This window comes from Cellulophaga algicola DSM 14237 (assembly GCF_000186265.1).
Lineage (GTDB): Bacteria > Bacteroidota > Bacteroidia > Flavobacteriales > Flavobacteriaceae > Cellulophaga > Cellulophaga algicola.
In genome coordinates, this window is record NC_014934.1 from 3,320,652 (window position 1) to 3,334,734 (window position 14,083).

The 14,083-nt window shown below is 33.2% G+C and carries 15 protein-coding genes; 9 read left to right on the forward strand and 6 right to left on the reverse strand.

Annotated elements, in window-relative coordinates; all coding sequences use genetic code 11:
- Positions 1–25 precede the first annotated feature (25 nt).
- The 4 genes from CELAL_RS14385 to CELAL_RS14400 are packed head-to-tail and all read right to left on the reverse strand — an operon-like array spanning position 26 to position 2,965.
- Positions 26–751, reverse strand: coding sequence for a head GIN domain-containing protein (locus CELAL_RS14385; RefSeq protein ID WP_013551623.1), 726 nt, complete (start codon positions 749–751; stop codon positions 26–28).
- 31 nt (positions 752–782) lie between these two features.
- Positions 783–1,871 (reverse strand): DUF4097 family beta strand repeat-containing protein, encoded by a 1,089-nt coding sequence (locus tag CELAL_RS14390; RefSeq protein WP_013551624.1) that lies wholly within the window; start codon positions 1,869–1,871, stop codon positions 783–785.
- Positions 1,852–2,412 (reverse strand): hypothetical protein, encoded by a 561-nt coding sequence (locus CELAL_RS14395; RefSeq protein ID WP_013551625.1) that lies wholly within the window; start codon positions 2,410–2,412, stop codon positions 1,852–1,854. The genes CELAL_RS14390 and CELAL_RS14395 overlap by 20 nt, the downstream gene beginning before the upstream one ends.
- Position 2,413: 1 nt before the next feature.
- Positions 2,414–2,965 carry an RNA polymerase sigma factor gene (locus tag CELAL_RS14400; protein WP_013551626.1) on the reverse strand — a complete coding sequence of 184 codons (552 nt, stop codon included), beginning with the start codon at positions 2,963–2,965 and terminating at the stop codon, positions 2,414–2,416.
- A 217-nt stretch (positions 2,966–3,182) separates the two neighbouring features.
- Between CELAL_RS14400 and lon the strand changes: the two genes are divergently transcribed.
- Both lon and cmk read left to right on the forward strand, forming a co-directional pair.
- Positions 3,183–5,633 carry an endopeptidase La gene (gene lon / locus CELAL_RS14405; RefSeq protein WP_013551627.1) on the forward strand — a complete coding sequence of 817 codons (2,451 nt, stop codon included), beginning with the start codon at positions 3,183–3,185 and terminating at the stop codon, positions 5,631–5,633.
- 117 nt (positions 5,634–5,750) lie between these two features.
- A complete protein-coding gene (gene cmk / locus CELAL_RS14410; RefSeq protein ID WP_013551628.1) occupies positions 5,751–6,443 on the forward strand; it encodes a (d)CMP kinase in 693 nt (230 codons plus the stop codon).
- A 48-nt stretch (positions 6,444–6,491) separates the two neighbouring features.
- On the opposite strand, the gene CELAL_RS14415 is transcribed toward cmk, so the two are convergent.
- Positions 6,492–6,872 carry a LysM peptidoglycan-binding domain-containing protein gene (locus CELAL_RS14415; RefSeq protein WP_013551629.1) on the reverse strand — a complete coding sequence of 127 codons (381 nt, stop codon included), beginning with the start codon at positions 6,870–6,872 and terminating at the stop codon, positions 6,492–6,494.
- A gap of 279 nt (positions 6,873–7,151) precedes the next feature.
- On the opposite strand from CELAL_RS14415, the gene rpsA reads away from it, so the two are divergent.
- The 6 genes from rpsA to CELAL_RS14445 all read left to right on the forward strand — a co-directional run bounded on the left by rpsA (position 7,152) and on the right by CELAL_RS14445 (position 12,358).
- Positions 7,152–8,972, forward strand: a complete 1,821-nt coding sequence (gene rpsA / locus CELAL_RS14420) for a 30S ribosomal protein S1 (protein ID WP_013551630.1) — start codon at positions 7,152–7,154, stop codon at positions 8,970–8,972.
- A gap of 165 nt (positions 8,973–9,137) precedes the next feature.
- Entirely contained in the window at positions 9,138–9,683 is a 546-nt protein-coding gene (gene pyrR, locus CELAL_RS14425) for a bifunctional pyr operon transcriptional regulator/uracil phosphoribosyltransferase PyrR (protein WP_013551631.1), read from the forward strand.
- A 30-nt stretch (positions 9,684–9,713) separates the two neighbouring features.
- Positions 9,714–10,640 (forward strand): aspartate carbamoyltransferase catalytic subunit, encoded by a 927-nt coding sequence (locus CELAL_RS14430; protein ID WP_013551632.1) that lies wholly within the window; start codon positions 9,714–9,716, stop codon positions 10,638–10,640.
- A gap of 5 nt (positions 10,641–10,645) precedes the next feature.
- The gene (locus CELAL_RS14435; RefSeq protein WP_013551633.1) at positions 10,646–10,978 is read left to right on the forward strand and encodes a hypothetical protein; all 333 of its coding nucleotides are present in this window, start codon (positions 10,646–10,648) and stop codon (positions 10,976–10,978) included.
- Positions 10,975–11,442 carry a DUF3291 domain-containing protein gene (locus CELAL_RS14440; protein ID WP_041557745.1) on the forward strand — a complete coding sequence of 156 codons (468 nt, stop codon included), beginning with the start codon at positions 10,975–10,977 and terminating at the stop codon, positions 11,440–11,442. Before CELAL_RS14435 ends, CELAL_RS14440 begins: the two co-directional genes overlap by 4 nt.
- 10 nt (positions 11,443–11,452) lie before the next feature.
- Positions 11,453–12,358: a ribonuclease Z gene (locus CELAL_RS14445; RefSeq protein WP_013551635.1), complete on the forward strand. Its 906-nt coding sequence runs from the start codon at positions 11,453–11,455 to the stop codon at positions 12,356–12,358.
- Positions 12,359–12,380: 22 nt separating this feature from the next.
- On the opposite strand, the gene CELAL_RS14450 is transcribed toward CELAL_RS14445, so the two are convergent.
- Positions 12,381–13,274, reverse strand: coding sequence for an IS1595-like element ISCal1 family transposase (locus CELAL_RS14450; protein WP_013548995.1), 894 nt, complete (start codon positions 13,272–13,274; stop codon positions 12,381–12,383).
- 146 nt (positions 13,275–13,420) lie between these two features.
- Between CELAL_RS14450 and pdxH the strand changes: the two genes are divergently transcribed.
- Complete coding sequence (gene pdxH / locus CELAL_RS14455; protein WP_013551636.1) at positions 13,421–14,065, forward strand: pyridoxamine 5'-phosphate oxidase; 645 nt, start codon at positions 13,421–13,423, stop codon at positions 14,063–14,065.
- The last annotated feature ends 18 nt before the right edge of the window (positions 14,066–14,083 follow it).

Consider the following 14,083-nt stretch of genomic DNA (forward strand, 5'->3'; position numbering starts at 1 on the left):
AGACAATCCGATTTTTATTTGATGCTTATCTTTTAGAAATACTACCAGATCCTGATATTTTGGTGTTTAATTTATCAGGATTTCCTTTGTAGCTAATATCTCCAGAGCCAGAAACCTGGGCTTTTAGACTTCTATTGGCTACCACTTGCATATCTGCAGAACCAGAAATAGTAGCTTTAACATTATCGGCTTCCAATTCATATGCTTTTATATTTCCAGAGCCAGAAATAGTAGCTTTAAAATCATTTGTACTCCCCTTTAATTCCATATCTCCAGAGCCAGACATTGTTGCAGAGATAGTATTGGCTTCCAGACTCAATGATATGTCTCCTGATCCAGACATGGTCATTTTAAATCGGTCTGTTTTTAAAGTTTTCTTACCAATAACATCTCCAGAACCAGAAAGTGAAAGGGCTTCAATCGCTTCTACAGGGATAGTTATTTTTATACTATTCTTCCATTTAGATGGCTGTAGGTTTTTATGGTCTTCTACTTTAACCACAAGTTGACCATTTTTTATTTCTGTAACGATGTATTCTAAAAGATTTTCTTCTCCCGTAAGTGTTATTTCGCCTTCAGTTCCAGCGACTAAATCTACATCGAACCATCCAGATATGGATACTGAATCATAATCTTCGGTAGCTCTTTCTATAGTTTTAAAAACACCATTTCCTTTAATTTTTTTACCCCATTGCGCAGAGCAGGAGGTAATTGTTACAAGTGATAAGACTGCAATAAATAAATTTTTCATGATTTTTGTTCTTTTTATGACTGATTGTATATTAGTTTTTGGTGAATGAAATTCCCCCGTAATCACTGGTAATATTCATTCTATTTGGGCTAGATGAATTCCCGTAATAGCCTTTGTAGAATTTTTCACTAGATTCTTCTCTACTTACATTGATTTCAAAATCATCTTTTCCACTTACACCTGCATATTCTGTGCTTATTTCAAAATTGAAATGGTAACCAGGGCTATAGCCAATTTTTACTCCTGTATAATCAGAACGGATATTTAAATTATTAGCATCTGCAGCCATATTTGCTATTTGTATGCCTCCATAATCAGAGGTGATGTTTACATTGCCATGTACTGTTCCAAGTTTAACGTTAATATAATCTCCATTACCATCTACATTATTTACTTCGTTAGCCTCAATTTTTCCGTAATTATTATGATAGGTTAAATTTTGCATTTTAGTAATTGTTCCGTTTGTATAATCAGAGTTAATATCTAAATCTTCTGCTTTATCAATGGTAAAACCTGAGTAATCTGCTTTTATTCTTCCGCTTTTAATGTAGCCAATGGTAGATTTTGAGGTATAATCAAAATTCAGTTCATTATTTCTACCGTGTAATTCACCAATTTCTAAGCGTCCGTAATCACAAGATATTTTTGCATGACCATCTATTCTATCTAAAGTAATGCTGCCATAGTCATTGTTTAGGTGTATGTTATTTTTTACAGGAACTTTAATATTGTAATCTATTTGCATGTTTACGTTGCTATTGTTTCCCCAGCCCCAATCCCAGCCGTCTTTATGCTCGTTAAATAAAGTCTTCGCAGAGACTAAGCTACTATTTCCTTCAAAAGCTACCGTAATTTCATCAAGCTTACCAGATACTTTTTCTTCATTATTACCATTCACAGAAATGTGTACTTCAATAACAATTCTGTTTTCGTTCCATGAAGTAATATTTAAATTTCCATAACTATTAGAAACTTTTAATAAGGCATCGCTGTTAACAGTGAACTCTTTTTTAATTGTCTTTTCTCTAGTGTGTTTGCCTTTAATGCCATTGTTAGCTATGAGGCTAAAAGGCAATAAGAACATTAGTACGAGTGTATAATTATATAATTGTATTTTCATGTTCGTTTTTTTTGATATTTTTAATTACTTCAATTTGTTGTAAAACATCCTCTAGTAAATCTATTCTTGTTTGAAAGTTAACTATCATAGCACTAAGTATTAATTTACTGTTGCCGCCATTGATTAAATCTCTTTCTATGCTTTTATAATTTTTTTCTAATTTGGATAGTTGAATCATGGTGTCATCAACTATTTTTTTTGTTTCTGGTGAATTTTCATTTTGCAATTTCTTTATTTCTTGTTCAATAACATTGGCAAAGTAAAATTCCGTGTTTGATATTTCTGGTGATATTTTTACGACTTGTTCGTTAATAGAGTGGTTTTGGTTAATGAATAGAAAGCCTAATCCAAAAATGAGTAAGAAGCTTGCTGCAATGAAAAGAAACTTAATTGTATTTCCTTTTTTTGGTGGTAGGCTTTTTACATCTTTACTTGTATTTAGTTTTTCTAAAAACCGCAGTTCATGTCCTTGACTTGGCTCTTCTGTATCCCAACCACTGTTGAGGTGGTTAAATAAATCGTCTATATTGTCCTTCTTCATCTTAACTGGCCATTAATTTTTTACGTAAGCTTTCTTTCGCCCTTGATATGGTAGTTCTACAATTTGCATAACTTAAATCCATAATTGTACTTATTTCTTCATAATCAAACCCTTCTATTAAATGTAAGGTCAAAGAAATTCTGTAATTGTCTTTTAACTGTTTCATGGTTTCCATCACTTTTTGAGCCTTTTGTTCCGTAAACACATAATCAGCGGCAATTCCGTCGTTATCCTCGACCTTATATATAATATCGTCCAGTGCAACTTCATTTTTCTTTAGTTGTTTTCTGTACTGGTAGATACTGTTGTTTATTACAATGCGTTTTAACCAAGCTCCAAAGGCAACTTCTCCTTTAAAAGATTCTAATTTGGTAAATGCGCTTAAAAACGAATCTTGCATGACGTCTTCTGCAAGGGCGCTATCTTTTACAATTCTCACGGCAGTGTTAAACATTGCTTTATAGTATCTATTGTAAACTTCTAGCTGTGCGCTTTGTCTCCCGTTTAAACACAAATGTAACAAGGTATCAATATGTTCTTTTTTGTGGCTCAAAAAATGGTTGTTTTGTAGTAATGATGATTCTGTTTGTGTAATGTTACACTTTTTTTAAATTATTTTTTATGTGTTGGCATAAGAATTGCTTTTTATACTTGAAAAAAAGTTGCTGTCCTTAATAACGCCACTAGTTATTAAGGTTTATAGCCTATCTTAAATATTAAATTTTAAACAGATTTCTGCACTTCGGTGACAGAATGACCGAAATATAACTATGGGAAATTCTAAATTTTCAAATTTTGACAATATGTCGCTACAAGGTATCGATGAGGATTCTGAGTTAATACCTCTTTTAACTGCAGAAGATGAGGAAGAAATGAATAGTGAAAAACTGCCAGAAACATTACCTATATTACCTTTGCGTAATACGGTATTATTTCCTGGTGTAGTTATTCCTATAACGGCAGGTAGAGATTCTTCCATTGCTTTAATAAAAGATGCAAATAATGGGACCAAAGTTATTGGTGTTGTTTCTCAGAAAGATGAGAATGTTGAGAATCCAGGCATTAATGATATAAATACCTTAGGAACAGTAGCAAGAATTTTACGTGTTTTACAAATGCCAGATGGTAATACTACGGTAATTATTCAAGGTAAAAAACGTTTTGAAGTGGCAGAAGTGCTAACAGAAAAACCATACATGACGGCTACTGTTCGTGAAGCTAAAGAAGTACGACCTGATCCTTTGAATCCAGAATTTTTGGCGATCATTGAATCGGTTAAAGAATTAGCTTTAAAAATTATCAAGGATAATCCTAATATTCCGAGTGATGCCTCATTTGCTATAAAAAACATTCAAAGTGATTCATTTTTAATAAATTTTGTTTCTTCTAACTTAAGTGTAGATGTAGAGATTAAACAAGAATTGTTAGAGATACCAGACTTGCAAGAGCGTGCTTTAGCAATGTTAAAGTATATGAATGTAGAGCTTCAGAAATTAGAATTAAAGAATGTCATCCAATCTAAAGTTCGCACCGACCTAGATCAGCAACAACGGGAGTATTTCTTAAACCAGCAGATGAAAACTATTCAAGAAGAATTGGGTGGTGGTTCGTATGAAGAGGAGGTTGAAGAAATGCGTAATAAGGCGAAAAAGAAGAAATGGGGCAAAAAAATTAATGAACATTTCTTAAAAGAGCTTTCTAAAATTCAACGAATGAATCCGCAAGTAGCGGAATACAGCATTCAACGTAACTATTTAGAGCTGTTTTTAGAATTGCCTTGGAATGATTTTTCAAAGGATAAATTTGATTTAAAAAGAGCGCAAAAAATATTAGATAGAGATCATTACGGATTAGAAGATGTAAAGCGAAGAATCATAGAATATTTGGCAGTGTTAAAATTGCGAAATGATATGAAATCTCCAATCTTATGTTTTTATGGACCTCCCGGAGTTGGTAAAACTTCATTAGGTAAATCTATAGCAGAAGCTTTAGGAAGAGAATATGTACGTATGTCTTTAGGGGGCCTTCGTGATGAGGCTGAAATTCGCGGGCATAGAAAAACGTATATAGGAGCTATGCCAGGACGTATTATTCAAAGCTTAAAAAAGGCAGGAAAATCTAATCCTGTTTTTATTCTTGATGAGATTGATAAATTATCAAACAGCAATCAAGGGGATCCTTCGTCAGCAATGCTGGAGGTTTTAGATCCAGAGCAGAATAGTGAGTTTCATGATAATTTCTTAGAAATGGGGTATGACCTTTCTAAAGTAATGTTTGTAGCCACAGCAAATAATATTGGTAATATACAACCTGCATTGCGAGACCGTATGGAGATGATTCCTGTAAGTGGTTATACGATCGAGGAAAAGGTTGAAATAGCAAAAAGACATTTATTGCCAAAGCAACTTAAAGAGCATGGTCTTTCTGAGAAAGATCTTAAGGTAGGGAAACCGCAACTTGAAAAAGTTGTAGAAGGATATACCAGAGAATCTGGAGTTCGTGGTTTAGAGAAGCAAATAGCAAAAGTTGTCCGTAATACCGCTAAGAATATAGCGATGGAATTAGAGCATGATCTTAAGCTTACCAATGAAGATATCGTGACCATATTAGGTCCTGCACGTATGGAACGTGATAAGTATGAAAATAATGATGTAGCAGGAGTTGTTACAGGCTTAGCTTGGACAAGCGTAGGCGGAGATATTTTATTTATAGAATCTATCTTAACTAAAGGTAAAGGGAATTTAACCATTACAGGTAACCTTGGTAAGGTTATGAAAGAATCTGCTACCATTGCCATGGAGTACATAAAATCTAATTGTGATTTATTTGGTATTGATGCAGATGTTTTTGAAAAATATAATGTGCATATTCACGTACCAGAAGGAGCAACACCTAAAGATGGTCCAAGTGCAGGAGTTACTATGCTTACTTCATTAGTTTCTTTGTTTACACAAAAGAAGGTAAAGAAAAGTTTGGCAATGACAGGAGAGATTACGCTAAGAGGAAAGGTATTACCTGTAGGTGGAATTAAAGAAAAAATCTTGGCAGCAAAACGTGCACGTATCAAAGAGCTTATTTTGTGTGAGGAAAATAGAAAAGATATTCTGGAAATAAAAGCAGACTACTTAAAAGGATTAACTTTTCATTATGTTACAGAAATGCATGAAGTGGTAGCGCTAGCGATTACGAATCAGAAAGTTAAAAATGCCAAAAAGTTATAAAAGCATTAGGCAATATTAAATTCCAAAGGATGGTTATTTTTACAATAGCCATCCTTTTTTTCTAAAATAAATCATAACATAGGGAGAGAACTAAACATTTCTTTTTAATTTTATTACATGCAAAAAATTACAATAGCAATAGATGGGTTTTCATCTACAGGAAAAAGTACGATAGCGAAACAATTGGCAAAATCATTGGGCTATATTTATGTAGATACAGGCGCAATGTATAGAGCTGTTACATTATTTGCTATGCGTAATGGTTTTGTAGGTACTGAAAATACTAATATTGGTGCACTAGTTAAATTGCTGCCTAAAATTAATTTAAAATTTGTGTACAATGATGCGCTAGGCTTTGCAGAGATGTATCTGAATAATGAAAATGTAGAAAAGGAGATTAGAACACTTGAAGTTTCTAGAAATGTGAGTCAAGTTGCCACCATCGAAGAAGTGCGTTACAAGTTGGTAGATATGCAAAAGAAAATGGGAGTAGAGAAAGGTATTGTTATGGATGGCCGTGATATTGGTACTGTAGTTTTTCCTGATGCAGAATTAAAGCTGTTTATGACTGCTTCCGCAGAGAAAAGAGCTACAAGGAGGTATAAAGAATTATTAGATAAAGGAGATAAGGTGACTTTTAAAGAGGTTCTTAAAAATGTAGAACAAAGAGACTATACGGATTCACATAGAGAATTCTCCCCGTTAAAATTAGCCGATGATGCTATTGAATTTGATAATAGTGACATGGGACTTGAAGAACAATTTGAACGAATTTTAAATTACTCTCAAAGGGTAATAGATAAACAATAAAAAAGGCGCTCATGGAGCGCCTTTTTTTGTTTTAATAGAATTCCTTTTTTATAAGTTAGGAATCACTAATACTTGATCTGGATGTATAACATCTGGACTTTTTAAAACCCCAGTGTTTGCTTCAAAAATTTTCGTGTATTTCATAGCATCACCGTAATATTGTTTGGCAATCTTACTTAAAGATTCTCCTCCTTTAACCGTATGTCTGTGGAATACAGAACTATCAGCAACAGAAATGTTAGCTTTTACATCAGCAGCATTTTCGCCACCAATTTCTTTAATCTTATCCCAAATAAGGTTTTTTTCGTAAGGAGTATTTGCTTCACCTTTTATGCTTAAAACGCCACCTGCTTCAGAAACGTCACCATTTTTAATTCCTAATTCTTCTCCAAGATTTAAAACGCCTTGGTATTTAGCTTTTACGCTCATGTTTATATATTTTAATAGTTAATTTAATAACTTAAATATACAAAATTTAGTATAAATAATAATATAAACTGCCTATTAAAAATATAGTTTTGCGCTATTGTATTTTATGTTAGTAGATTAGCTTGCGTACTTTTGAAAAAATGATTAATTTTGCACACCTTTTTTAAGCAAGTGATATTAAGAGGAAAAGGGGATGTTTATAAAAAACAATGTATAATCTTTTGTAGTGCACGTTTTAACTCTTAGTAGGTACTATAGAATACAAATTATTAATCAGCAATGGCTGAAGAAAAAAAACAAGCAGAAGCAGTGGAAGCTGTTGAAGCAAAAGTACAGGCACCTGTACAAGACCCTCAAGAATTTTTAGAAAATTTTAACTGGACAAAGTACGAGCAAGGTATTGAGCAAGTTGATGATGCCAAACTTCAAGAGTTTGAGCAACTAGTTGCTGAAAACTTTGTAGATACAATGGATGAAGAAGTAGTTCAAGGTACTGTAGTTTACATTACAGATCGTGAAGCTATTATCGACATTAACGCAAAATCAGAAGGTGTTATTTCACTGAATGAATTTCGTTACAATCCAGATTTAAAAGTTGGTGATAAAGTTGAGGTTCTTATCGACATTCGTGAAGATAAAAGTGGTCAATTAGTATTATCTCATAGAAAAGCCAGAACTATCATGGCTTGGGATAGAGTAAATGCTGCTCACGATAAAGAAGAAATCGTTAATGGTTTTGTTAAGTGTAGAACTAAAGGTGGTATGATTGTAGATGTTTTCGGAATCGAAGCATTCTTACCAGGTTCTCAAATTGATGTGAAGCCAATTAGAGATTACGATCAGTACGTAGGTAAAACTATGGAATTCAAAGTAGTGAAAATTAACCACGAATTTAAAAACGTTGTTGTTTCTCATAAAGCGCTTATTGAAGCTGATATCGAAGAACAGAAAAAAGAAATCATTGGTCAACTAGAAAAAGGACAAGTATTAGAAGGTGTTGTTAAAAACATTACTTCTTATGGTGTGTTTATTGATTTAGGTGGTGTTGATGGTTTAGTTCACATTACTGACCTTTCTTGGTCTAGAATTAACCACCCGAACGAGGTTGTTGAGTTAGATCAGAAATTAAATGTTGTAATCCTTGATTTTGATGATAATAAATCAAGAATTCAATTAGGTCTTAAGCAATTAGAGAAGCATCCTTGGGAAGCTTTATCTGATGAAATTAAGATTGGTGATAAAGTAAAAGGTAAAGTAGTCGTTATTGCTGATTACGGTGCATTTATCGAAGTTGCTGAAGGTGTTGAAGGATTAATTCACGTTTCTGAAATGTCATGGTCTACTCATTTACGTTCTGCTCAAGATTTCGTAAAAGTAGGTGATGAGGTTGAAGCTGTAGTATTAACTATGGATCGTGATGATCGTAAGATGTCTCTTGGTATCAAGCAAATGACTCCAGATCCATGGACTGATATTACTACTAAATACCCAGTTGCTTCTAAGCACACAGGTATCGTACGTAACTTTACAAACTTTGGTGTTTTTGTTGAATTAGAAGAAGGTATTGATGGTTTAATCTATATCTCTGATTTATCTTGGACTAAGAAAATTAAGCATCCATCAGAATTTGTAACTGTAGGTGATAAATTAGAAGTTGAAGTATTAGAGTTAGATGTTGAAGGACGTAAATTATCTTTAGGTCACAAACAAACTACAGATAATCCTTGGGATAAATACGAAACTGAATTTGCTTTAAACACAACTCACACTGGTACTATCGGTGAGGTTGTTGATAAAGGAGCAACTATTGATTTCAACGAGGATATTCAAGCATTTGTACCAACACGTCATTTAGAAAAAGAAGATGGTTCTAAATTAGGTAAAGGTGATTCTGCTGAATTCAAAATCATTGAGTTCAATAAAGAATTCAAGAGAGTTGTAGCAAGTCATACTGCTATATTCAAAGCTGAAGAACAACGTAATGTAAAAGCTGCTGTTAAGAAAGCTGCTGCTCAAGCTGATGAAGCAAAACCTACTTTAGGAGATGCTAATGAAGCGTTACAAGCGTTAAAAGATAAAATGGAAGGTAAGACTAAATAGTCTTATTTGTCATAATCTTAATCTGCCTTGTGTAGATTTTAAAGAGCCCGAACTTATGTTCGGGCTTTTTTTATGCCTAATTTTCAATTTGTATAAAATGATTATTCTGTTTGAATCAAATTTTAAAAGATAATTTGATACTTTTGTAATCACACAAATTTTAGCATGAGTCAAAAAGTATTGCTTTCTTCAAAAGAGATAAATATTATCCTGCATCGCTTGGCTTGTCAGCTTTTAGAGAATCATTTAGATTTTGAGAATACCGTTTTAATAGGAATACAACCTCGAGGTATATTTCTAGCACAAAGACTTACCGATATTCTACAATCGGACTATGGTGTTAAAAATATAAATTTAGGGTTTTTAGATATTACTTTTTACCGGGACGATTTTCGTAGAGGAGATAAACCATTAGAAGCAAACAAAACTAAAATCAATTTCTTAATTGAAGATAAAAATGTTGTACTCATAGATGATGTGCTATATACAGGAAGAAGTATAAATGCAGCATTAACAGCATTGCAATCTTTTGGTAGACCTTCAGATGTAGAGTTACTGGCGTTGATAGATAGAAGGTTTAGTCGTCATTTACCGATACAGCCTAATTATAGAGGTAGACAGGTAGATGCTATAAATAATGAAAAGGTAAAGGTTGAGTGGAAAGAGAACGACGGTGAAGATGTGGTCTATTTAATCAATACTGCCACTTAAAGTTTAATATAGAATAGGAAAAATAAGCATATGAGCGAGTTGAGTGTAGATCACTTATTAGGAATTAAATATCTTAAAGAGCAAGATATTCAGCTTATTTTTGAAACTGCAGATCATTTTAAAGAGGTCATCAATAGATCTATTAAAAAAGTACCTTCTTTACGAGATATTACAATTGCTAATGTTTTTTTTGAAAATAGTACCCGAACAAAACTTTCTTTTGAACTTGCAGAAAAACGTTTGTCTGCAGATGTAATTAATTTTTCAGCAGGACAATCTTCAGTCAAAAAAGGAGAAACCCTAATAGATACCGTGAACAATATTCTAGCTATGAAGGTAGATATGGTGGTTATGCGTCATCCTAATCCCGGAGCAGGAATATTTTTATCTAAACATGTAAAGGCAGCTATTGTAAATGCAGGTGATGGTGCTCATGAGCACCCCACGCAGGCATTGTTAGATTCTTATTCTATACGAGAAAAATTGGGTGATGTTGCAGGTAAAAATGTAGTTATAGTAGGTGATATTTTACACTCCAGGGTAGCATTATCTAATATCTTTGCACTAAAGTTACAAGGTGCTAATGTAAAAGTTTGCGGCCCTAAAACATTAATTCCTAAACATATAACGTCATTAGGTGTAGAGGTAGAAACAAACCTTAAGAAAGCATTAGAATGGTGTGATGTAGCTAATATGTTGCGCATACAAAATGAACGTTTAGATATTAGTTATTTCCCAACCACGAGAGAGTACACGCAACAATTTGGAGTACATAAAAAGTTGTTGGATAGTCTAGACAAAGAGATTGTAATAATGCATCCAGGACCTATAAACCGCGGGGTAGAAATTACAAGTGAAGTAGCAGATTCTAACCAGTCTATAATATTAAACCAAGTAGAAAATGGTGTAGCTATTCGTATGGCAGTGATTTATTTATTAGCTTCAAAAATAAAATAGAACTTATGATTTTTGATAAAGATGAAAATATAACTATTGTATTTCAGGAAAATGCAACTTTAAAAATATTTTTAGAGAACCTAACAAATGGATATGAGAAAATTAAGAATGATCATATCATTATTAATCTTTTTTCTTTTACTGAAATAACTAAAAACGAGTTGTTAGAATTTTTAGATATTTCAAATACCCATAAGAAAGCAAAGAAATCTTTTGTATTGGTAACAGATGTTGTTTCTTACGATGATGTTCCTACTACTATTTCTATAGCACCTACTATACAGGAAGCAAAAGATATCATTGAAATGGAAGAAATAGAACGGGACTTAGGGATATGAGTTATCTCGCTCAAATAAATATAGCGAAGATGATAGATGAAATCGATAGTCCTGTGATGGTAGATTTTGTGGACAATTTAGATAATATAAATGCATTAGCGGAAAACAGCAAAGGTTTTGTTTGGCGTTTAATTGAAGGCGAAAATAAGGCAACGTCTATCCAAGTTTTTGATGATCATTTTATGATAGTGAATATGTCTGTTTGGCAGAATATAGAAGCACTTTTTAAATTTACCTATGCGTCAGAGCATGTAGAAATTTTTAAACGAAAAAAAGAGTGGTTTCATAAAATGAAAGAAATGCATATGGCATTTTGGTACGTGCAAGAAGAAATACGACCAACATTGCAACAGGCAAAAGAACGCTTATTGTATCTTCAAAAACATGGTGAAACACCATATGCTTTTACATTTAAAAGTAAATTTACGGCTGAAGAAGCTAAAACATATATTCCATTGCACTAGATAACTTTTTATGAAATTAACGATACTTGGTTGTTATGCCGCCACTCCTAGAACAATGACGAATCCTACGTCTCAAGTTCTTGAAATAAAAAATCAGATGTTCTTGATAGATTGTGGAGAAGGTACTCAAGTGCAATTAAGAAAGCATAAAATCAGATTTTCTAAAATCAATCATATTTTTATTTCACATCTTCATGGAGATCATTTTTTTGGATTACCAGGATTAGTGTCAACGTTTCGTTTGTTGGGAAGAGATACAGAAATGCATATTTATGGGCCTAAAGGAATTGAAGAAGCTATAAATCTTCTCCTAAAGTTAGGAAACTCATGGACAAATTATAAATTAATTTTTCATGAATTGACCTCAAAAGAGTCTGAGTTAATTTATGAGGATGATAAGGTTACTGTGAAAACAATCCCTTTAAATCATCGAGTGTATACCAATGGTTTCTTATTTCAAGAGAAGCTATCCTCTAGAACCTTAGATATTGAAGCGGTAGAAAGTTATGGGATTGAAGTGTGTTACTATCAGAATATTAAAAATGGGCGCGATATTACCTTAGATGATGGTCGGGTAATTCCGAATGATGAGTTAACCTTTGATCCTCCAAAACCAAAAAGTTATGCGTTTTGTAGTGATACAGCCTATAAGCCAGATATTGTTCCTTTGATTAAGGGGGTAGATGTCCTGTATCATGAATCTACTTTTTTAGAAACACAGGCAGAACTCGCGCCTAAAACCAAGCATTCTACGGCAAAAGAAGCTGCTGCTATAGCGAAACAGGCCAATGTGGGTCAGTTAATACTCGGGCATTACTCTACGCGTTACAAATCAATAGACTTATTTAAGGAAGAGGCTCTGGAGGTTTTTGATAAAGTTTTATTAGCAGATGATGGTAAGGTGTTTAACTTTTAATCTACTTTATAGAGGTCAGTAGTTAATTACTTATTAATTCAGCTTGATTGATTTTATCATTATTGACCATTTTAACAATAAGATTATTGAATATTGTAGCTTTACTTTGAGATCTGTTTATTCTAAAACAAAATTCATTGAAATATCTATTTAAATTATTGTCACTAACCCAAGAATAAGTTGTTCTTATCCAAGATTTAACCTGATGTATCATTGTATGAAGCGCTTTAAAATTTAACCCTCCATTACTTTCTATTTGTGTGATGTCGTAAGCCTTTGCAATAGGACTATAGCCTCTCCATTTATCTGTAGTAATCTTTGCGTTTCGGCTGATATGGTTGACAAAAATATATTGTAAGGATTGTGCTGAAAAATCATCTATTTTCATAGCATACATTCTTTTTACCTTTCCATCTTCTGTAAGCTGAACAGCTGTAACCGCCTTCTTTTTCTTAGCATTGTAGCTTCTGCCAACTTTTGTTTCTTCTCTGCCCCCTAAAACAAATTCATCTACATGAACAACTCCGTCCATAGGATTATTCCCACTCGAAGACATAGCTTCTCTGACCTTAAGCATAAAAAGTCTAGCTGTTTTTTCTGTTACTCCGTAACGTACTCCCATATAACTTGCAGATAAGCTTTTCGTGCTTGTAGCCATCTCAAAACAAATAAAAAATGCTTTGCGAACACCAAACTTTACCTTGTGAAATAATGTATCTGCTGTTGCGGATTCTGTATGTCTACAAATATTACATTGCCTAGAGAAATCAGCACGTGTTTGACAGGCTATATGATTGCATCTAGAACATTTAAAAGGGGTTTTAGACTTAATATTTGCTAAATATTCTTTGCAATCATTGTCCGTTTTGAAGCAATCAGAGAACTCTAGAAGATTTTGACCCTTGAAAATATCCATAATTTAATATATTTACTGAGTATCAAGATACGAAGTTAGCTACTGACCTCTACTACTTTATATTTAGTGTATAAATAAGTTTAAGAACCATCTTGTTTTAGTATCTTTTTCAGAACTTTGTGTAAGTTGATGTTAAGCAGATAAGGATGCAAAAAGATTTAGGAGAATATAGAAAAACATACGAGAAAAGCGAACTCACTGAAACTAGTATTTCAGACAACCCAATGGAGTTATTTCAAAAATGGTTTTATGAAACCGAAGCTTCAGAAGGTGTTGATGAGCCCAACGCTATGACCGTTTCTACAATTGGATTAGATGGTTTTCCAAAGAGTAGAGTCGTTTTATTAAAAAAATATACCCACGAAGGTTTTATTTTTTATTCCAATTACGATAGTGAAAAAGGGAAAGCGATTGCGGCCAACCCTAAAGTTTGTATCTCTTTTTTTTGGCCTTTTATGGAACGTCAAATTATTATAAAAGGGATTGCGGAAAAAATTCCAGAAAATTTATCTGATGGATATTTTGATTCTCGTCCAGATGGTAGTAAGCTTGGTGCTATAGTTTCTGAGCAGAGTGCTGTTATTAGTTCTAGAGAAGTCCTGGAAGAAAAACTAAAAGAACTCGAAAAAGAATACGTAACCAAAGAAATCTTGCGGCCTAAAAATTGGGGAGGCTATATTGTTAAGCCTGTTTCAATGGAATTCTGGCAAGGGAGACCCAACAGGTTGCATGATCGGATACGGTTTTCTTTAGAAGATATAGACTGGAGAATAGATAGATTAGCACCTTAAATTACAGCTTTAACCACC